The organism is Spelaeicoccus albus (assembly GCF_013409065.1).
GTDB classification, from domain to species: domain Bacteria; phylum Actinomycetota; class Actinomycetes; order Actinomycetales; family Brevibacteriaceae; genus Spelaeicoccus; species Spelaeicoccus albus.
Genome location: NZ_JACBZP010000001.1, coordinates 2,456,899 through 2,475,733, shown reverse-complemented (window position 1 = coordinate 2,475,733; position 18,835 = coordinate 2,456,899). Strand labels below are relative to the sequence as shown.

The following is an 18,835-nucleotide window of genomic DNA, read 5'->3' as shown; positions in this document are numbered from 1 at the left end:
ATCGTCCGATGCTTTGCGCAAGCGCTTACATGGAGGGTCGCGGCGAAAGGTAAAAGAGCAGTGATCAAGCGCCGTATCGACGTTCGCGCGCCACATAGGAGCGGACGGCGCGGAAGAAGTCGACTCGGCGGAATGCGGGCCAATACGCCTCACAAAAGTAAAACTCGCTATGGGCGCTCTGCCAGAGCAGGAACCCGGAGAGCCGCTGCTCCCCCGATGTGCGGATGATCAGGTCGGGATCCGGCTGCCCCTTGGTGTAGAGGTGTTCGGCAATCTGGTCGGGGGTGACCTGATCGGCGGCATCGGCAAGGGTCAGCCCCTCGGCGGCATAGTGCCGCAGCAGCGAACGGATCGCGTCGGAGATCTCCAGCCGGCCGCCGTAGCCGATTGCCACGTTGACGTGCAGGCCCGTGCGCTCGGCAGTGGATTCGGCCAGTCCGTCGAGTTTGGCGTGCAAATCGGCCGGCAGCAGGTCGAGTGCCCCCACCGGGTGCACCCGCCACACGTCGGTGGCGGCAATATGGTCGACTGCGTCCGAGATGATTTCGGTCAGCGCGGAAAGTTCGGCCGGCGACCGTTTGACGAAGTTGTCGTTCGACAGCAGGTACAACGTGACGACCTTGATGCCGAGTTCTTCGCACCAGCGCAGGAAGTCCGGGATCTTTTCGGCGCCGGCCAGGTGGCCGTGCCGTGCCGGCGCGCCGGAGAGCTTGGCCCACCGCCTGTTGCCGTCGATGATCACCGCGACGTGCGCCGGGAGTTCTTCGGGAGCCTCGCGCAAAAGCGAGCGAAGCATGCCGCGCTCGTATGCGCTGTACAGGTGGCGCCTCAGTCCCATCGCGTCGTCAGTCCTTCCATCGGTGCCGGGTTCAAGATTACGTCCCCGCGGCACCGCTGCCGAACTCGGCGTGCCCGACGTTAGAATAACCGCATGCAGGCCGATACCTTCTCCGGTTCGGGCGGTACAGTGCGGCCGGCGAAGCCGAAACTGCGCGGCTGGCTGCACGCCGCGATGTTCCCGGTCGCGGTTGCCGTGGGCATCGTGCTGATAGTGATCGCCCCGACCCTGCCCAGCAGGATCGCTTCGGTGATCTTCACCGTGACTGCCGCGCTGTTGTTCGGCACATCGGCCGTGTACCACCGCGGTACCTGGTCCGGACGGGTGGCCGTCTGGATGCGCCGCTGGGATCACTCGAACATCTTCTTGATCATCGCCGGCACGTACACGCCCGTCGCGCTGCTCTTGCTTCCGACCGGAAGCGCCGAAATCCTGTTGACAATCATTTGGTCGGCGGCGGCCGCGGGAATCGCGTTCCGCATTTTTTGGGTTGGCGCGCCGCGCTGGCTGTACGTGCCTGTTTACGTGGGAATGGCGGTAGCCGGCATCGGGTATCTACCGGCGTTCTTCCGCGCCTCGCCCGCGGCCGGGGCACTCTTGCTGGCCGGCGGAGCTTGTTACGTCCTCGGCGCCATCGTGTACGGCTTCAAACGGCCCGATCCGGCGCCGCGGTACTTCGGGTTTCACGAGGTGTTCCACTCGCTCACCATCGCCGGATTCTTGACTCAGTATGCGGGAATCCTCGTTGCAGCCGTCTAACCCGTGTGCCGTCACGTCCTCGTCGACGTCTTAGGGGTGACGGCCGTCGTCCGGCCCCGCATCGGATCGGTTGTCGGTGTCACCGTCGTCGGGCTCGTTCTCGTCGGCGGCGCGCTCGGAGGCCTCCATTTGCTCCCCGCGCAATTTGACCCGCCGGATCCGCCTGTTCATTGAAGTGGCCAGCAGGATCACGGCGACCGCCAGCAAGAAGATCATGATGAACCCGGGCAGCCCCGGCGAGACTTTGGAGGCATCGGGCACCTTGTCGCTCGGGATGGGACTCGGCGTGGAGGCCGCCATCAGCAAGAGGCCGTTCACGCTCACGATTGCACGCTTCCGACGTCGACGATGCCGGCGAACAAGTCGGACTCGAGTTCGTCGGTATTGCCGTCCAGCGGCGGGCGCGACGTGAAGTCGACGGCCAGTTCGAACTCCTCGGTGGGCCACAGCTCGGCCTGGAGCTGGCGCGAAATCCGGAAGAACCCGCCGTCCGGGTCAATTTGAGTAGTATGCGCCAAAAGCGCACGCTCGCGGGTCTCGAAATAGTCGGCGCACGGCACCGATGTCGTGACGGCGCGGTGCAGACGCTCGTCGGCGCCGGCCCGCGATTGCATATGCTCGATCATCTCGCCCAGCGGAGACTTTTCACCGCGAGCCAGTAGGCCTTCGTGGATGGCTGTCCACTTTCGCAAGTGGAAGTCCTGGTTGTAGTACACCTTCTTGACCTGCCATGGATCGCCCAGTTCCGGGTTCACCGTCGGGTCGGCGGCAGCGCTGAGTGCCGCCATCGTGACGGTGTGCGTCATGATGTGGTCGGGGTGCGGATACCCGCCGTTCTCGTCGTACGTGGTGACCACGTGCGGACGGAAGTCGCGCAACACCGTGACCAGCGGGGTCGCGGCGATATGCGGCGGGACAAGTGCAAAACTGCCCGGCGGAAGATCGGGCTTGGGATCGCCCTCCGGCAGCCCGGAATCGACATAGCCGAGCCACAGGTGTTCGACGCCGAGGATCTCCGCCGCGTGGGCCATTTCCATCCGCCGAAGCCCCGCAATGTCGCGTCCGGCCATGGGGCTGAGTTTCATTGCCGGATTGAGAATATCGCCGGCTTCCCCGCCGGTGCACGTGACCACGAGTACCTCAGCACCCTCGGCCGCGTATTTGGCCATCGTGGCCGCCCCCTTCGAGGACTCGTCGTCCGGGTGGGCGTGCACGGCCATCAGCCGCATACCGTCGTATTTCACGTCGTCCATCTCTCCCGCAGCCACTCGGTGTTCATGCGCTGCGAACCCGCTCGTCGCGGGCCGGTATCGTAGGAATCGTCAGTTGCTCCGCTTCCGTCGTCCGGATTGGAGCCTTCTCCCATCATATTGTCCACGAGGAGCAGCACGTGAGCACCCCGGCGTCAGCCGATCTCTCCGACCGCTACGGCGTGCGACGGAGAAGCGGATTCCCGTGGGGGACGGCAATCGTGATAGCCGTTTTCGCCTTGGGCGTCGTGTTCATCGGCTGGCTGACCCTGGACGGGCGGGATGCGTCGCCGGTCAGCAAGGACCTGTCGTTCACGGTTGTCGATGCCTCGAAGACGAACGTCTCGGTATCCGTGCTGCCGGACACCGATCGCACAGTCCATTGCGCGATCCAAGCACTGAACAGCGAATACGGTGTCGTGGGTTATCTGGAAGTCAGCGTGCCGCCGGATCCGGACCGCGACCCCAGCCGGCCGGCCGTATTCAACGAGACTGTCCGAACAACTCAGTTGGCCGTCAACGGCGGGATCGACAAATGCTGGTTCGGCGACGGCGGCGACAAATAGGCCCTCACGGCCACAAATCGGTAACGGAGCCTTCTTGGTCTTTGGGTTTACCGACTAAGCTTGTTATGGTCATAGTTCAGCTAATAACCCCGGGCCGGCCGTGGCCCGGGGCTTTCATTTGCAGCAATCTCTTGTTCAAGGAGTATCCCGATGACCGAGGCACAAAGCGAAGTCACCTGGTTGAGCCAGGAAGCCTACGACCGTCTGCAGGCCGAGCACGAATATCTCACCGGCGAGGGACGCATGGAGATCGCCAAGAAGATCGAGGCGGCCCGTGAAGAGGGCGATCTGAAGGAGAACGGCGGATACCACGCGGCCCGCGAGGAGCAAGGCAAGCGTGAGGCTCGCGTGCGTCAGTTGGAAACCCTCTTGCGCCATGCCCAGGTCGGTGCTTCTCCGGCGGACGACGGGGTCGTGGAGCCCGGCATGGTGGTGACGGCCAAGGTCAACGGCAACAAGATGACGTTCCTCCTCGGAAACCGTGAACTGGCCGGAGATTCCGAGCTCGACGTGTTCAGCGAGAAGTCGCCGCTCGGTGAAGCGGTGAACGGCCTGAAATCGGGTAAATCGACCAAGTATCGCGCGCCCAACGGCAAGGACATTCCCGTTGAAATCGTCGAAGCGAAACCGTACGAGGACTAAACCTCCCGGTCGCCTTCTTCCACGTGCACCGCGTAACCCGCGGCGCCGATCGCCGCAATGACAGTGCGGCAATGATCGGCGCCGCGGGTTTCTACTTGCAGGTCGACCGACACTTCGTGGGCACCCAGACGACGTCCGGTACGCACATGCGAGATCTCCAAAATATTCGTGTCGTGGGCGGCCAGCACCTCGAGTAATCCGGCCAAAGCGCCCGGGTGGTCGGGGATTCGCACGGTCAGATGCAAATAGCGGCCGGCCGCCGAAAGCCCGTGGCGCAGCAAGCGCAGCATGAGCAGCGGGTCGATGTTTCCGCCGGAGACGACCGCTACCGTGTCCCCGCCCGCCGAGCCGTTCGAGCCCGCCACGTCCCGCGGGCGTTCCATCACGGCGGCCGCGGCTGCCGCTCCTGCCGGCTCGACCGTCAACTTGGCCCGCTCATGCAACAGCAGCAACGCCGAGGACAGCGCTTCCTCGCTGACCGTCACCACGTCGTCGACAAGCCTGCGGATCAGCTCGAACGGGATATCGCCCGGGCGGCCGACGGCAATTCCGTCGGCCATGGTGTCCATGCCGGCCAGCGCGACGGGCCGCCCGGTTTCCAGGGACGCCGGCCAGGCCGCTGCCGCTTCGGCCTGGACGCCGACCACGCGGATGGTCCTGCCGTGTTCGGCGGCAAGCGATTTCACGGCGCAGGCGATTCCGGCAAGCAATCCGCCTCCGCCCAGACTCACCACTATTGTCGAAGTCGTCGGCAGCTGATCGAGGATCTCGAGGCCGACAGTGCCCTGGCCCGCCACTATGTCGTGGTTGTCGAACGGCGGGATCAGCATGGCGGACGTCGTGTCGGCGAAGTCTTTCGCTGCGGCCATCGCCTCATCGACATTGGAGCCGGCGATCTTGACTTCGGCTCCGTAGCTCTCGGTTGCAGCGATCTTCGGCAACGCCGCGCCCTCAGGCATGAAGATTGTCGCCGCCGTGCCTTCCAGCGCCGACGCGAGCGCCACTCCTTGCGCATGGTTGCCGGCGGACGCCGCAACGACTCCGGCTCCGCGTTCGGAGTCGCTCAGCCGCGAGATGCGGTTCAGGGCGCCGCGGATTTTGAACGAACCGGTGCGTTGGAGGTTCTCGCATTTCAAATACACGCTGCCGACAGGACCGCCCGACAACGCCCTGGAGCGTTCCAGCGGCGTGGCGGCGATAGTGCCCTGCAACCGGGCCGCGGCGTCCCTAATGTCGGAAAGGTCAACCATCGTGGTGCTGCGTGCCCTCGCCGGCCGGTTCGTCCGCCGTCTCGCCGGCCGGTTCGTCCGCCGTCTCGCCGGGCGGTTCGTCCGTGCTGCCGCGCCGAGCGGCGACCGGCTTGCCGACGTCCGCGACGGGCGTTTCGTCGGCCGGAACGTCCTTCCCCGAATCGAGCTGCTTGTCCGGGAACGGATCCTTGCCGACCAGATAGGAGATGAACGAGTTGGCCACGGCCACGAACGGTACGGCGAACAGCGCGCCGACTATGCCGAGCAGGAAGCTGCCGGCCGCGACGGCGATGACGACGCCCAACGGGTGCACCGAGACGGCCTTGCCCATCATGAACGGCTGCAGTCCGTGGCTTTCGAGCTGCTGAACCGCCACGACGACCGCCAGCATGATCAACGCAATGACCCATCCCTTGGCGACCAAGGCGATGAGTACCGCCACGATGCCCGTGACAATGGCGCCGACCAGCGGAATGAAGGAACCGATGAACACCAGAATGCCCAACGGCACCACGAGCGGCACGCCGAGGATTGCCGCACCGATCGAGATACCGACGGCGTCGGTAAATGCGACGGCGATCTGGATGCGCACGTAGTGCACGAGCGTGATCCAGCCGCGCAAGGAGGCGCCGGTCGCGCGTTGCTGGGCCCGAGCCGGCAGCATTCGCAGCAGCCACCGGGTGATCCGGCGACCGTCAAGCAGGAAGAAGAACGTGGCGAACAAGGTGATGGCGCCGCCGGCAAGGATGTGGCCCGCGGTGCTGGTGGCGCTGAGCGCCCCGCCGATGATCTCGTTCGAGTTGGACTTGAACGCCTTCTCGCCCTGGTCGACGACATTGTTCATCACGTTGGCCAATTGGTCGGTGCTCAGCCCGAACGGTCCCGATTGCAGCCATTGAACAACCGACTTGTAACCGGCGATCGCCTGGTCGCTCAGGGCCGAAAAGCCCGTGACTATCTGCTGCCCGGCGAGCGTCAACAACCCCGCCACGATCACTATTGCGCCGACGAAGACGGCCCCGGTCGCCAGCCCGCGCTTCCAGCCGTGTCGTTGCAGGAAGTCGACCATGGGGCTCAGCAGCGCAGCGAACAGCAGGGAGATCAGCAGCGGAATGAAAATGTCCGTGACGTAGCTGAGCCCCGTGATCAGCAAGGCGGCGGCGGCCACCAGCACGATGAGTCGCCAACCCCATGCACCCATCAGTCGCAGGCCGTACGGCACGTATGGCGCTTCGCCCATGCGTTCGTCGGGTGGGCCGGCCGCCGGGACCCGGCGTGAATCGGCCCTGGCGGCCGAAACCCCGCCGGAGCGGTCCGGGCGGGATTCGTCGGTGCGGGCGGTCAATCGCGACCAAGTGGCCCGCAATTTACCGCGCGAGCGCTCTTTGGAGTTCATCTGCCCCAGTGTACTGACCGGGCGCCCGTGTTCGGGCCCGGCGCGCCGCGCGGGGCGCGCGCCGGCACCGGGGCCCGCGGCCTCGGATTTACACCGTGTGACCTGCGCGGATGATGCCGGCAGGGTCGTGGACCCTGCGCAACTCGCTCAGCCGACGGACGGTGTCCGGCGACCACAGCGCAGCGCTTTCCGATCGGGTGGCCGCGGGTCCGTTCAAATTGACGGCGCTGCCGGTGGCCCACGGCCGGAGGGCTCCGATGATCCTGTCGATCTCGTCCCTTGCCTCGGGCAGTTGCGTTCCGCCGATGAGCGCGACTACCGATGCGAAGAATTCGGAGCCGCGGCCGTTCACGGCACCGGTTCCGACCCCATAGGCACCGCCCATCAGCCGCACTTCGACGAGAGGCAGCGTCGCGTCCGAGTCGGGGCCCGCCGCTTCGATCAACGCGGTGGCCGCTTCCTCGGGGAACGCGCCGAGCAATACGCCGCCTTCCGTATACGGCATCGCATCGCGCGGATCGGAGTGAACCGCATCGATATCGGCGTAGGGCATGTCGCCGACCTGGTCGAAAATGGCAGGACTGACGGCGCGCATCGGGGCGACAAGCTCGTCGCCGTCCTCGGCCGGCCCGGTGAAGGCGAACCTCAGGTGCACGACGAACTGCCCGCGCAGCGGTTCGGGGATGCTCGGATCGGCCGGCAGTCGGAGCAACGCTATGGAGGTTCCGGCTTCAACCGGCAGGGTCGGCGCCCATCGAGCGAATTCGTGGACGACGGCGGCCGCGCTCTCGCCCGGGAAGAAGATGCCGCCGCCAAAGACACGGTGCAAATGCACCAGCTCGATGGTCAGGGACGCGACAATGCCGACGTTCGCTTTGCCGCCTTGCAATGCCCACAGCAGCTCGGGTTCGCGGGAATCGACGTGATGCAGAACGCCGTCGCCGGTGACGAGCTCGGCGGCCAGAATCCGGTCGGAGGCGAATCCGTACGTGCGGCCGAGAATGGGAAAGCCCCCGCCCAGGCAGAATCCGACGACGCCGATGTCCGACGACGACCCGACGAGTCCGGCGAGCCCGTGTCGCCCGGCCGCGGCGTGCACGTCGGACCAGCGGGCTCCGGCCTGCACCGTCGCGGTGCCCGCTTGAACGTCGATGTCCACGCCGCGCATACCCGACGTGTCAATCAGTATTCCGGACGAGACGGGGTACGTGTAGCCGTGTCCGGTCGCCTGCACGGTCACCGGCGCCCCGATGCCCGCGGCGTATTCGACCACGCGCCGGATGTCCCCGGTCGACCACACCGGGACGACCACGTCGGGCTGCATCGATGCGGCAGTGTTGAAGCCGGCCACGGCGGCGGCGAATTCGGGTTCGTTGCGGTACACGGCTCCGGCGCCCAGATCGTTCGATTCGGCACCGGCGCTGTTGCGCTTGATAGTTGTTGGCATTTTCGCTCTCCCCACGCCGTACCTTCACGGTGAGATGCGCGCACCCGGAAAGCCATGGCTATCGCGGCCGTCGCGTAGCGGATGCCGCAAAGACGAGTAGTCGGCGACCCGGCGACTGGGTACGGTGGGGTGATGAGCGACCGGGCCCGAGGCGAGCGAATCGGGGACGGCTGGACGCCGGACGTTCTGGGCGAGGGGTTTTTTGCCAGAGCACTTCCGGTTCCGGACGACTCGCTCGGCAAAGCCGAAGCCACGCTCGTCGCGTATTCTCCCGGCGGCCCGCCCGGACCGGACGGGCCGCCGGATTCCTCGTCCGCGGTCGATGCCGGTCCCGGCCGCGATGGATTCGACGTGTTGTACGTGCACGGATGGTCCGACTACTTCTTCCAACGTCACGTCGCCGAATACTGGCACCGGCTCGGTGGGCGGTTCTTTGCCGTCGATCTGCGGCGGTACGGCCGCAGCCTGCGGCCCGGCGATATCCCCGGGTACGTGACCGATCTGACGCTGTACGACGCCGAGTTCGATGCGGCGTTGGAAGTGATCGGCCGGCGCCGCGGACGCCGGTTGATCGTGATGGGCCATTCCACCGGGGGCCTCACTGCCGCTTTGTGGGCGCATCGGCATCCGGGGGTCGCCTCGGCGCTCGTGCTGAACAGTCCGTGGCTGGAGTTCCAAGCGTCGGCGGCAGTGCGCAAAGCCATCACACCGCTCGTCACTCTCGGAGCCAGACGACGGACGCCGCGACCCATTCCGCAAATCGATTTCGGCTTCTACTCGCGCAGCACGTCGGCCGAGTTCGACGGCGAATGGACCTACGATCCGCACTGGCGGCCCGAACGTGCCTTCCCCATCCAGCCCGCCTGGCTCGGTGCCATCTTCGCAGGCCACCGGCGCGTTTCCGAGGGCCTGGGCGTCACGGTGCCGGTCCTCGTGCTGTTGTCGGCACGCAGCGCGCTGGGTGCCCGCTGGTCCGACGACATGATGCACGCCGATTCGGTCTTGAACGTCGACCTGGTCGCCCGGCGCAGCATGTCGATCGGGCCGGTCGTCACCGTCGTCCGGTTGCCCGGCGCACTGCACGACGTGTTCCTGTCCGAGCGCACGGTCCGCGACCGGGCCGCGGCCGAGATCACCCGCTGGCTGCGCGCTTACGTCCCGGACGATTAAGCTAACGCGCATGCCCACGATAGTTCTCGCCTCGCAGTCCCCGTCCCGACGCGCCATCCTGGAACGCGCCGGAATTACCCCGGAGGTCGTCGTGTCGAACGTCGATGAACCGGCGGTGACGGCGACAGCCGGTGCGCTCGGCAGCCGGGCCGTGGCGGAGCTGCTTGCCCGGACGAAGGCCGAAGAGGTCGGCGCGCGATGCCGGACGGCTTCCGACCGGTTCGTACTCGGTTGCGATTCCGTGCTGGACATCGACGGCGTTCCCTACGGCAAGCCGCACACGCCCGAAGCCGCACGGCGCCAGTGGGATCTCATGCGAGGACGCGAGGCTGTGCTGTACAGCGGACATTGGCTGATCGGCGGATCCGGCGCGGTCGGCGCCGTGTCGGCCACCACGGTACGCATTGCGGACGTGTCCGATGACGAGATCGACGCGTATATCGCCACCGGCGAGCCGCTCGAAGTCGCGGGGGCGCTGACGATCGACGGCTTGGGCGGGCCGTACGTGACCGGGATCGACGGCGACCATCACGGCGTCCTCGGCCTGAGCCTGCCGCTGCTGCGCCAGTTGTTCCTCGACCTCGGCGTCACCTGGCACACGCTGTGGAACCGGGGCTGACGCCCGGCGAAGTTGGTTCCCGCGAGTCCCTGCTCGTCAATCCCGGGCTCGTCAATCCTGGCGCAGCAGCCGGACGGTTGCACCGCTCTCGCGGCCGGCCGGTGCCAGCACCGCCAACAGCCCCTGCCTGGCCAGGCCGCGCAGTTGCGCCGAGCGGTGCCAGCCCGTGGGCGAGAGCCGCCCGTCGTCATCGAATTCGACCGGGACGACCGTCGAGGAATGCGGGTGCGGCTCCGGCGCGCCGTGCAGCACGGCCGCGGCAAGGGCGGGCAATGCTGCGCCCACGAGACCCCGCACGAGCGGCAGCACGAGCGTGTGGAAGCCGACCACGGCTGCCAGCGGATTGCCGGGCAGCGACACCACCGGCACCGATCCGCTCCCCCGGCCGAACAGCGCCAATGACGCCGGACCTCCGGGACGCACCCGCACGCCCGAGACGACGGGCCGGGCGCCGAGCCCGGCGAGCACGCTCCGCACGTGATCGGTCGGCCCCCTCGAGGCCATGCCGCTGGTGACCACGACATCGGCCGAGTCGATTGCGGCGCCGAGGCGCTCGGCCAGCAGATCGGCGTCGTCCGGCACGCGTTCCGCCGAGATGACCTCGGCGCCGGCGCCGGGAACGAGCTGACGAAGGATCGGCGTGATCGAGTCGCGCACCCGGCCGGGCGCAGCCGGGCCGGACGACGTCAGCTCGGTGCCCGTGGCGATCAGCGCCATGCGCGGCGGCTGCCGGACGCACAATTCGTCCAGACCCGCGGCGGCCGCCAGACCGCGGAGCGCCGCATGTACGGGGTCTCCCGGCTCACCGATCGCCGAGCCCGGTTCGATTTCTTCGCCGGCCCGGCGGATGTTGCGCCGGCGCGGCGTTCCGCGCGGGTTGACGACGGTGCCGGTCGGCGGCCAGTCGCCATCGATGTCCTCGTGGCGAACGACGGCGTCCGTTCCGGCCGGAACGACGGCGCCGGTAGCGATGAGACACGCCTGTCCCGGTTCGAGCTGCGGCACCTCAGGGTCGTCACCGGCCAGCGATGTTCCGACGAGGGTCCACGGAGACGGCCCGGCCACCGCAAACCCGTCCATGGCCGCCACATCGGCGGACGGAACCCGCCCGGCTGCTACGGTCCGGCGCGCCAGCACGTAACGAACCGGGTCCGGCCGGCCGTCGACGGGGATCGTCCGAAGCGAATCCGCCGCACCCGCCGTTCCCAATCGGTATGCGGACGAGCGGGCGTCGTCGAACTCTACCGACGCGCCCGCATGCGTGTCGACAGTCATGGCGGCTCCTTGCGGGCGGGTGATACGGGCGGATTCCAGCTTACGCATTTGTGGATGCCCTCACGTGTCGGCGCGGCGCACCCGGAGATATTCCACACCGGCCGTTGGAATCGGGCTAAGCTCGGGCGCGGTAGAAATAAGGAGTTCATACATGATGGCAGCAAGTTCACCGGACGGCCGCAGCGCCCCGATCATCGGAAAGGTGCTGGTGGCCAACCGCGGCGAAATCGCCGTGCGCGTGATTCGCGCCGCGCGCGACGCGGGAATCGCCTCGGTAGCGGTTTACGCCGACGGGGACCGCGATTCGATGGCGGCGAAACTGGCAGACACGGCATACGCCTTGGGCGGCACCGGGCCGGCCGCGACCTACCTGGACATGGACAAGATCCTCGAAGTGGCCCGCCGCTCCGGCGCCGACGCCGTGCATCCGGGCTACGGGTTCCTTTCCGAAAACGCGGAGTTCGCCGCGCGAGTGCAGGACGCCGGACTGATCTGGATCGGCCCTCCCCCGGCGGCCATCGAAACCCTCGGCGACAAGGTCAGCGCCAGGCATATCGCCGAAAAGGTCGGCGCCCCGCTGGTTCCCGGCACATCCGACCCGGTCGCGGACGCCGACGAGGTCATCCGGTTCGCCGACCGGCACGGCCTGCCGGTCGCCATCAAGGCGGCCTTCGGCGGCGGCGGACGCGGGCTCAAGGTGGCGCGCGAACGATCCGAGATCCCCCATTTGTATGCGTCGGCAGTGCGCGAGGCAACCGCTGCGTTCGGCCGCGGCGAATGCTTCGTCGAACGGTTCCTCGACGGCCCTCGCCATGTGGAGACGCAGTGTCTGGCCGACTCCCGGGGCGACGTGGTGGTCGTGTCCACCCGTGACTGCTCGCTGCAACGCCGCAACCAGAAACTTGTCGAAGAAGCGCCGGCTCCGTTCCTGACCGACGACCAGCGCGCCGAACTGTACCGCGCGTCCAAGGCGATCCTCGCCGAAGCCGGCTATGTCGGCGCCGGTACGTGCGAATTCCTGATCGGCCGCGACGGCGTGATCTCGTTCCTCGAAGTGAACACGCGTCTCCAGGTCGAGCACACCGTCAGCGAAGAGGTCACGGGCCTCGACCTGGTGCGCGAGCAATTCCGCCTGGCTTGCGGACAGCCGCTCGGCTACGACGACCCGCCCGCGCGGGCGCACTCCATCGAATTCCGCATCAACGGTGAAGATGCCGGGCAGGGCTTCTTGCCGGCGCCCGGCCCCGTCAAAACATTCGACGCGCCGTCCGGCCCCGGCGTCCGGCTCGACTCCGGCGTCACGGCCGGCGACACGGTCAGCGGCGATTTCGATTCGATGCTGGCCAAGCTGATAGTCACCGGCGCAACGCGGGCCCAGGCGCTGGAGCGCTCTCGCCGCGCTCTCGCCGAATTCTCGGTGACCGGGTTGCCGACGGTGCTGCCGTTCCACCGGGCGGTCGTGCACGATCCGGCGTTCATCGGCACGGACGACGGGTTCGACGTGCACACGAAATGGATCGAGACCGAATTCGACTCCGATATTCCGCGCTGGGAAGGGCAGACCGTGCCGCAGCAGCCGGTGCCCGAACGCGATTCGGTGGTCGTCGAGGTCGAAGGACGGCGACTAGAAGTGTCGCTGCCCGGTGGCCTCAGCGCCTCACCGAGCAAGCGCGCCAGCCACCGTCACACCCACCGCCACACCGCGGCGCCGGTAGCGAAGTCGACGAATGCCGTGGTGGCACCCATGCAGGGCACCATCGTGAAGATCGCCGTCGAGCCCGGCGCCGAGGTGCACACCGGTGATCTGATCGCGGTCCTCGAGGCCATGAAGATGGAGCAGCCGCTCGTTGCGCACAAGGACGGCGTCGTGGGCGATTTGAAGGTCGAGGTCGGCACCGCCGTGACGACGGGCATGCCGCTTGTCGAAATCGATTGACCGGCGGCGCGTCAGCCGGCGAGGTGGAGCTTGCGGGCCGCTTCCGTCAATGAGCCGCTGAGCGACGGATAGACCGCGAATGCCAACGCCAGCTGGTCGACGGTCAACCGGTGTTCCAGCGCCAGCGCGATCGGGAAGATCAGCTCGCTGGCCTTGGGCCCGACGACGACGCCGCCGATCACGGTTCCCGAACCGGTGCGGCAGAACAGTTTGACGAAGCCGTCGGTGATGCCCTGCATCTTGGCGCGCGGATTCGTCGACAGCGGCAGCTTGGCGACGATGCCTTGGGCGATGTCGTCCTTGATGTCCTGTTCCGTCCAGCCGACGGTGGCGATCTCCGGGGTGGTGAACACGTTGGACGACACATTGCGCAGTTTCAGCGGCGCCACCGCGTCGCCCAGGGCGTGCCACATGGCAATGCGTCCTTGCATCGCCGCCACCGAGGCCAGCGGCTGCACGCCGGTGCAGTCGCCGGCAGCATATATGCCGCGGACCGAGGTGCGAGAGACGCCGTCCACCTCGATATGCCCGCTGTCGCTGGTTGCCACGCCCGCCGCATCCAAACCGAGGCCCTCCGTGTTGGGGATGGATCCGACCGCCAGTAAGCAGTGCGACCCTTCGACGGTGCGGCCATCGGACAAGGTGACTATCACGCCGTCCTCGGTACGCTCGGCCGATGCGGCCCGCGAGCGCGACAGCACGTGCATGCCGCGCGAGCGGAACACGTTCTCGAGCACGGCTGCAGCGTCCTGGTCCTCCCCGGGAAGCACGCGGTCGCGGCTGGAGATCAACGTGACTTCGGCGCCGAGCAGATGGTACGCGGACGCGAATTCGGCGCCGGTCACGCCCGATCCGACGACTATGAGATGCTCGGGCAATTCGTCCAAGTCGTACAGCTGCGTCCACGACAGGATCCGTTCGCCGTCCGGCTTCGCAGTCGGGAGTTCACGCGGATGCGCGCCCACGGCCAGCAAGACGAAATCGGCGTGCAGCACCGTCGTGTTGCCCTCGCACGTGGCTTCGACCTCGCCCGGGCCCACCACCGTGCCGGTGCCGTCGATCAGTGTCACACCCGCCGTCTTCAGCCCATCGCGGATGTCGTCCGATTGGCTTTGCGCCAGGGCCAGCACACGACGGTTGACGGCGGCGAGGTCCACGGTCACGGACGTCGTGTCGTGCGGGGTGCCGCCGTCGGAGAAGCGTAGGCCGAGCTCCGTCGAGGCGGCCACGTTTGCCATCATTTCGGCAGTGGCGATGAGCGTTTTGGACGGCACGACGTCCGTCAGCACTGCCGATCCGCCGCAACCGCCTCGTTCGATGACCGTGACATCGGCGCCGAGTTGCGCGGCCACCAGCGCGGATTCATACCCGCCGGGGCCGCCGCCGATGATGACGACACGAGTGGATGGGGTGCTGGGATGAATAGTCACCACTGCATTGTTCCGTACATGGCGCCGCAGAACAAAAGCTCTCCCCCGGGGGTTCCGCGTGGGCCGATACGATGAAAACAATCCGATCGACCACCGACCAGCTAAGGAAGCCATAGCCATGCCCGACGACCCGGCCGACACATCACGCCAACGCACAGCACCGGAAACTGCCGGGACGCATGGAGACGGGCCGGACCCGGCCGGGACGGCCCGGCAGGCAGCCCGCGAGATCGCCGAGCGCTCCGGGATCGACCGGCACGATATGGCGCTCGTCCTCGGCTCCGGTTGGTCCGCTGCCGCCGACCTGCTGGGCGAGACGCTCGCCGATATCCCCGCCGCCGAGCTGACGGGCTTCCACCCACCGGCAGTGGCGGGCCATATCGGGTCCATCCGCTCCGTCCGCCTGGCCGCGACCGGGAAGACGGCGTTGATCCTGGGCGCTCGCACGCACTATTACGAGGGCAGGGGCGTGCGTGCCGTCGTCCATCCGATCCGCACTGCCGCAGCCGCCGGCGCGGACACCATCGTGCTGACGAATGGGTGCGGCGGGCTGAACCCCGCGTGGGCCCCCGGGACGCCCGTCTTGATCAGCGATCACATCAATTTGACCGCCGCGTCGCCGCTCGAGGGCGCGACATTCGTCGATCTCACGGATTTGTATTCGACGCGGCTTCGCAGCATTGCGCGGGAAGCGGACCCGACGCTGGACGCCGGCGTCTACGTACAATTGCCCGGGCCGCATTACGAGACGCCGGCCGAGATCGAATACCTCCGGCGCATCGGAGGGGATCTGGTCGGGATGTCCACGGCGCTCGAGGCAATCGCGGCCCGACACGCGGGGATGGAGGTGCTGGGAATCTCGCTCGTCACCAACGCGGCTGCCGGGATCGGCCCGGAGCCGCTCAGTCATGCCGAGGTGGTCGAAGCCGGCCGGGAGGCAGCCCCTCGGATCGGACGGCTCGTGACGGACATTGCGGGCCGGCTATGAGCGACTTCCAATTCCGAATCGGCCACGAGGAAATAGTCCTCCGTGCCCGCTACGAGATCCTCAGCATCGTCAACGACATCATGGTCGCCCTGTGGTTCATCATCGGCAGCATTTTGTTCTTTTTCGAATCGACGACGACTACCGGCACCTGGCTGTTCGTCATCGGCAGCGTCCAGCTGTTGATCCGCCCCGTGATCCGCCTGGTCCGGCGCGTGCACATCGGAAGAGTCGGCGGCCAAGCAGCCGAGACGTCGCGAGACTTCTAGCCGCCACTCGGCGGCGCTCGGCGGCGCCGGGTCCCTCGAGGTCAGCCGTCGACCGGGCGCACCTGCGTCTTGTGCAACTCGGTGATCTGCAAATAGTGGTCGGCATTGTCCAGCACGTGCCGGCGGTCGGACTCCGTCATGGTCCGCCGCACCTTGGCCGGCACCCCGGCAACCAGCGAATGCGGCGGGATCTCGGTCCCCTCCAGTACGACGGCTCCGGCCGCGATCAGCGATCCAGTGCCGATATGAGCACCGTTGAGCACCGTCGATGACATGCCGACAAGGACGTCGTCCTCGACGACGGCGCCGTGGATGAGCGCCCGATGACCCACCGACACCCGGTCACCGATCGAAGTGGGGAACCCCGGGTCGGCATGAACTATTGTGCCGTCCTGCAGGTTCGTGCCGCTACCGACCGCGATCTCGCCCCAATCGGCGCGGAGCACGCATCCGTAATACACGCTCGATTCCGGCCCGATGCTCACGGTGCCGATCACTATGGCGCCCGGCGCGATCCATGCGCTCTCATCGATCTGCGGCACGGCGTCCCCGACTGCGTACTTGTCTCCCATGTCTCCTAGCCAACCACACCGCGGGCCCATATCTGTAGATTGGTTCGTATGACCGACCTCGACCCGGAGCTACTCGACGCCGTCCGCGCCTGGCAGGCGGGTGATCCCGATGGCGCCACTCGCAAGGAACTCGCCGATCTGACGGCAGCGGCCCGCACGGGCGATGCGGGCGCGGCCGCGGAGCTGGCCGACAGGTTCTCCGGCACCCTCGAGTTCGGCACCGCCGGATTGCGCGGGGTGATGGAGGCCGGGCCGAACCGGATGAACCGGGCAGTAGTCATCCGTGCCGCAGCAGGGCTTGCGGCGTTCCTCACCGAACGGGCGAGCGGCCGGTTCACTCCCCGTGTCGTGATCGGCTACGACGCACGGCACCAGTCGCAGCAGTTCGCTCGCGACACGGCTGCCGTCATGACCGCCGCCGGGCTCGAAGCAATGCTGCTCTCCTCGGCCAGGCCGACGCCGGTGCTGGCCTTTGCCGTGCAGAGTTTGTCGGCCGAGGCGGGCGTCATGGTCACCGCCAGTCATAATCCACCGAGGGACAACGGCTACAAGGTGTATCTGGGCGGCCGCTTGACGGAGCCGGGCGAACGCGGCGCTCAAATCATCCCGCCGACCGACTCGCAGATCGCCGCGCATATCGATGCCGCCCCGCCCGCCGCGTCGGTGCGCATGGCGGAGGGCTGGCACACCCTTGCCCACACCAGGATCGAAGGGTACACGGCGTGCGTGGCCGCGTTGGCCAGGCCGCAGGGCGACAAGACCATCTCGATCGTGTACACGGCCATGCACGGCGTCGGCGCCGACGTGGCAACCGCTGCCTTGTCCCGAGCCGGGTTCGACAACGTGACGACAGTGGCCGAGCAAAACGATCCCGATCCCGACTTCCCGACATTGCCGTTTCCCAATCCGGAAGAGCCCGGAGCGCTGGACGCCGCCGTCGCCACCGCCCGCCGCGCGCACGCCGATTTGATCATTGCCAACGATCCGGACGCCGACCGGTGCGCGGTCGCGGTACCGACCCCGGGCGGATGGCGCACGTTGACCGGCGACGAGGTCGGAGCGCTCATCGGCACCTACGTGGCGGGCCGCGCCGCGCTGACGCCGGGGTCCCGTTTCGCCAATTCGATCGTGTCGTCCAGGCTGCTGGCCCGGGTGGCGGCCGACCGCGGCATCGAGCATCGCGAGACCCTGACCGGCTTCAAATGGATAGCACGCGTGCCGGGTCTCGTGTTCGGGTACGAAGAGGCGATCGGCTACTGCGTCGATCCGGACCACGTGCGCGACAAGGACGGGATTGGCGCGGCAGTGTTGATAGCCCAGTTCGCGGCCGAGCTGGCGGCGTCCTCGCGCAGTTTGTCGGACGTCCTGGACGACCTGGCCCGGCGGCACGGGGTGCATGTCAGCGCACCCGTGACGATCCGGGTGGACGACCTGGATGAGATCGGCCGCCTGCTTGGTGCGTTTGAAGCGAACCCGCCCACGCAACTTGCCGGTTCGCCGGTCGACGTGACCGATGACCTGCGGGACGGCGGAGCGCTTCCGCCCACGCCGGGGATGCGGCTGACCACGCGGGACGATTCTCGGCTGATCGTGCGCCCGTCCGGCACGGAGCCGAAGCTCAAATGCTATTTGGAAGTCGTCGAACCCGTCACTGGCGATCTCGCCGCCGCCCGGCAGCGCGCGGACGACCGGATGGCCCGCCTGACGGACGATGTCCGCAAGGCACTGGGCCAAGAAACCGCCGAATCCGGTAGCGGCAACAGCCGAGGCTCACGGTCTTAAGACAGACCGTCCAACACTGCGGCCGATCCCGAGAGGCCCAGCCGGGTGGCGCCTGCTTCGACCATGGCCAAAGCGGTTGCGGTGTCGCGGATGCCGCCGCTGGCCTTCACCCCGAGCCGGCCGCCCACGGTGTCGGCCATCAACTCGACGGCGTGCGTGCTCGCCCCGCCGGCCGGGTGGAAACCCGTCGACGTCTTGACGAAATCGGCACCCGCCTCTTCGGCGGTCCGACACACCGCCACTATCTGGTCATCGACGAGGGCCGCCGATTCGATGATCACCTTCAGCAGCGTCGGCGACGGCGCCGCATGCCTGACCGCCGCGATGTCCTCCTTGACTCTTTCGTAATCGCCGGCACGTGCAGCACCCACGTCGATGACCATGTCGATCTCGGCGGCGCCGTGCTGGACTGCCAAATATGCTTCGGCGGCCTTCACCGTCGAATCGTGTTTTCCGGACGGGAATCCGGTCACTGCCGCCACGACGAGGCCGTCGGCCATCACCGGCAGCATGGACGGCGACACGCACACGGCCAGCACGCCGAGTCGCCGGGCTTCGGCAACCAGGGATTCGACGTCGGCGTCGGTGGCTTCGGGCTTGAGGAGCGTATGGTCGATCATTCCGGCCAGTTCGGTGCGAGACAGCATGC

19 protein-coding genes are annotated in these 18,835 nt (G+C 67.3%); 9 read left to right on the top strand and 10 right to left on the bottom strand.

Annotated features, from left to right (window positions below):
• Positions 1–64 precede the first annotated feature (64 nt).
• Entirely contained in the window at positions 65–838 is a 774-nt protein-coding gene (locus BJY26_RS11465) for an isoprenyl transferase (RefSeq protein ID WP_179428397.1), read from the bottom strand.
• Positions 839–931: 93 nt separating this feature from the next.
• On the opposite strand from BJY26_RS11465, the gene trhA reads away from it, so the two are divergent.
• Entirely contained in the window at positions 932–1,597 is a 666-nt protein-coding gene (gene trhA, locus BJY26_RS11460) for a PAQR family membrane homeostasis protein TrhA (protein ID WP_179428395.1), read from the top strand.
• A 30-nt stretch (positions 1,598–1,627) separates the two neighbouring features.
• Here the strand turns inward: trhA and BJY26_RS11455 are convergent, their stop codons facing one another.
• Both BJY26_RS11455 and mca read right to left on the bottom strand, forming a co-directional pair.
• Positions 1,628–1,921, bottom strand: coding sequence for a hypothetical protein (locus BJY26_RS11455; RefSeq protein ID WP_179428387.1), 294 nt, complete (start codon positions 1,919–1,921; stop codon positions 1,628–1,630).
• Positions 1,918–2,865 carry a mycothiol conjugate amidase Mca gene (gene mca, locus BJY26_RS11450; protein ID WP_308191248.1) on the bottom strand — a complete coding sequence of 316 codons (948 nt, stop codon included), beginning with the start codon at positions 2,863–2,865 and terminating at the stop codon, positions 1,918–1,920. The genes BJY26_RS11455 and mca overlap by 4 nt, the downstream gene beginning before the upstream one ends.
• A 122-nt stretch (positions 2,866–2,987) precedes the next feature.
• On the opposite strand from mca, the gene BJY26_RS19410 reads away from it, so the two are divergent.
• A complete protein-coding gene (locus BJY26_RS19410) occupies positions 2,988–3,413 on the top strand; it encodes a DUF4307 domain-containing protein (protein ID WP_179428385.1) in 426 nt (141 codons plus the stop codon).
• 150 nt (positions 3,414–3,563) lie between these two features.
• Positions 3,564–4,055 carry a transcription elongation factor GreA gene (gene greA, locus BJY26_RS11440; protein ID WP_179428383.1) on the top strand — a complete coding sequence of 164 codons (492 nt, stop codon included), beginning with the start codon at positions 3,564–3,566 and terminating at the stop codon, positions 4,053–4,055.
• On the opposite strand, the gene ilvA is transcribed toward greA, so the two are convergent.
• The 3 genes from ilvA to BJY26_RS11425 all read right to left on the bottom strand — a co-directional run bounded on the left by ilvA (position 4,052) and on the right by BJY26_RS11425 (position 8,148).
• A complete protein-coding gene (ilvA, locus tag BJY26_RS11435; RefSeq protein WP_179428381.1) occupies positions 4,052–5,305 on the bottom strand; it encodes a threonine ammonia-lyase in 1,254 nt (417 codons plus the stop codon). The two genes, greA and ilvA, sit on opposite strands and share 4 nt — an antisense overlap.
• Complete coding sequence (locus BJY26_RS11430; RefSeq protein WP_179428379.1) at positions 5,298–6,701, bottom strand: AI-2E family transporter; 1,404 nt, start codon at positions 6,699–6,701, stop codon at positions 5,298–5,300. The genes ilvA and BJY26_RS11430 overlap by 8 nt, the downstream gene beginning before the upstream one ends.
• Before the next feature lie 88 nt (positions 6,702–6,789).
• Entirely contained in the window at positions 6,790–8,148 is a 1,359-nt protein-coding gene (locus BJY26_RS11425; protein WP_179428377.1) for an FAD-binding oxidoreductase, read from the bottom strand.
• A 132-nt stretch (positions 8,149–8,280) separates the two neighbouring features.
• Here BJY26_RS11425 and BJY26_RS11420 point away from each other — a divergent pair, with 132 nt between their 5' ends.
• Positions 8,281–9,318: an alpha/beta hydrolase gene (locus BJY26_RS11420; protein ID WP_179428375.1), complete on the top strand. Its 1,038-nt coding sequence runs from the start codon at positions 8,281–8,283 to the stop codon at positions 9,316–9,318.
• Positions 9,319–9,328: 10 nt separating this feature from the next.
• Complete coding sequence (locus BJY26_RS11415; RefSeq protein WP_179428373.1) at positions 9,329–9,937, top strand: Maf family protein; 609 nt, start codon at positions 9,329–9,331, stop codon at positions 9,935–9,937.
• Between the two features lie 51 nt (positions 9,938–9,988).
• On the opposite strand, the gene BJY26_RS11410 is transcribed toward BJY26_RS11415, so the two are convergent.
• Positions 9,989–11,212, bottom strand: coding sequence for a molybdopterin molybdotransferase MoeA (locus BJY26_RS11410; protein WP_179428371.1), 1,224 nt, complete (start codon positions 11,210–11,212; stop codon positions 9,989–9,991).
• 154 nt (positions 11,213–11,366) lie between these two features.
• On the opposite strand from BJY26_RS11410, the gene BJY26_RS11405 reads away from it, so the two are divergent.
• Positions 11,367–13,148 carry an acetyl/propionyl/methylcrotonyl-CoA carboxylase subunit alpha gene (locus BJY26_RS11405; RefSeq protein WP_179429929.1) on the top strand — a complete coding sequence of 594 codons (1,782 nt, stop codon included), beginning with the start codon at positions 11,367–11,369 and terminating at the stop codon, positions 13,146–13,148.
• Positions 13,149–13,159: 11 nt separating this feature from the next.
• Here BJY26_RS11405 and BJY26_RS11400 read toward each other — a convergent pair whose 3' ends face one another.
• Positions 13,160–14,578, bottom strand: coding sequence for an NAD(P)H-quinone dehydrogenase (locus BJY26_RS11400; protein ID WP_237248976.1), 1,419 nt, complete (start codon positions 14,576–14,578; stop codon positions 13,160–13,162).
• Between the two features lie 118 nt (positions 14,579–14,696).
• Between BJY26_RS11400 and BJY26_RS11395 the strand changes: the two genes are divergently transcribed.
• Both BJY26_RS11395 and BJY26_RS11390 read left to right on the top strand, forming a co-directional pair.
• Positions 14,697–15,566: a purine-nucleoside phosphorylase gene (locus tag BJY26_RS11395; RefSeq protein WP_179428367.1), complete on the top strand. Its 870-nt coding sequence runs from the start codon at positions 14,697–14,699 to the stop codon at positions 15,564–15,566.
• On the top strand, positions 15,563–15,832 hold the full coding sequence (locus tag BJY26_RS11390) for a YrhK family protein (protein ID WP_179428365.1): 270 nt from the start codon (positions 15,563–15,565) through the stop codon (positions 15,830–15,832). The genes BJY26_RS11395 and BJY26_RS11390 overlap by 4 nt, the downstream gene beginning before the upstream one ends.
• 41 nt (positions 15,833–15,873) lie before the next feature.
• On the opposite strand, the gene BJY26_RS11385 is transcribed toward BJY26_RS11390, so the two are convergent.
• Positions 15,874–16,404, bottom strand: a complete 531-nt coding sequence (locus BJY26_RS11385; RefSeq protein WP_179428363.1) for a gamma carbonic anhydrase family protein — start codon at positions 16,402–16,404, stop codon at positions 15,874–15,876.
• Positions 16,405–16,452: 48 nt separating this feature from the next.
• Between BJY26_RS11385 and BJY26_RS11380 the strand changes: the two genes are divergently transcribed.
• Entirely contained in the window at positions 16,453–18,186 is a 1,734-nt protein-coding gene (locus tag BJY26_RS11380) for a phospho-sugar mutase (RefSeq protein WP_179428361.1), read from the top strand.
• Here BJY26_RS11380 and deoC read toward each other — a convergent pair.
• Positions 18,183–18,833: a deoxyribose-phosphate aldolase gene (gene deoC, locus BJY26_RS11375; RefSeq protein ID WP_179428359.1), complete on the bottom strand. Its 651-nt coding sequence runs from the start codon at positions 18,831–18,833 to the stop codon at positions 18,183–18,185. The genes BJY26_RS11380 and deoC overlap by 4 nt on opposite strands.
• Positions 18,834–18,835: the final 2 nt, after the last annotated feature.

Bases quoted from the DNA above. Each gene is read 5' to 3' on its own strand.
- BJY26_RS11465 (WP_179428397.1), bottom strand. From the start codon at position 838: ATGGGACTGAGGCGCCACCTGTACAGCGCATACGAGCGCGGCATGCTT.
- trhA (WP_179428395.1), top strand. From the start codon at position 932: ATGCAGGCCGATACCTTCTCCGGTTCGGGCGGTACAGTGCGGCCGGCG.
- greA (WP_179428383.1), top strand. From the start codon at position 3,564: ATGACCGAGGCACAAAGCGAAGTCACCTGGTTGAGCCAGGAAGCCTAC.
- ilvA (WP_179428381.1), bottom strand. From the start codon at position 5,305: ATGGTTGACCTTTCCGACATTAGGGACGCCGCGGCCCGGTTGCAGGGC.
- BJY26_RS11430 (WP_179428379.1), bottom strand. From the start codon at position 6,701: ATGAACTCCAAAGAGCGCTCGCGCGGTAAATTGCGGGCCACTTGGTCG.
- BJY26_RS11425 (WP_179428377.1), bottom strand. From the start codon at position 8,148: ATGCCAACAACTATCAAGCGCAACAGCGCCGGTGCCGAATCGAACGAT.
- BJY26_RS11420 (WP_179428375.1), top strand. From the start codon at position 8,281: ATGAGCGACCGGGCCCGAGGCGAGCGAATCGGGGACGGCTGGACGCCG.
- BJY26_RS11415 (WP_179428373.1), top strand. From the start codon at position 9,329: ATGCCCACGATAGTTCTCGCCTCGCAGTCCCCGTCCCGACGCGCCATC.
- BJY26_RS11410 (WP_179428371.1), bottom strand. From the start codon at position 11,212: ATGACTGTCGACACGCATGCGGGCGCGTCGGTAGAGTTCGACGACGCC.
- BJY26_RS11405 (WP_179429929.1), top strand. From the start codon at position 11,367: ATGGCAGCAAGTTCACCGGACGGCCGCAGCGCCCCGATCATCGGAAAG.
- BJY26_RS11395 (WP_179428367.1), top strand. From the start codon at position 14,697: ATGCCCGACGACCCGGCCGACACATCACGCCAACGCACAGCACCGGAA.
- BJY26_RS11390 (WP_179428365.1), top strand. From the start codon at position 15,563: ATGAGCGACTTCCAATTCCGAATCGGCCACGAGGAAATAGTCCTCCGT.
- BJY26_RS11385 (WP_179428363.1), bottom strand. From the start codon at position 16,404: ATGGGAGACAAGTACGCAGTCGGGGACGCCGTGCCGCAGATCGATGAG.
- BJY26_RS11380 (WP_179428361.1), top strand. From the start codon at position 16,453: ATGACCGACCTCGACCCGGAGCTACTCGACGCCGTCCGCGCCTGGCAG.
- deoC (WP_179428359.1), bottom strand. From the start codon at position 18,833: ATGCTGTCTCGCACCGAACTGGCCGGAATGATCGACCATACGCTCCTC.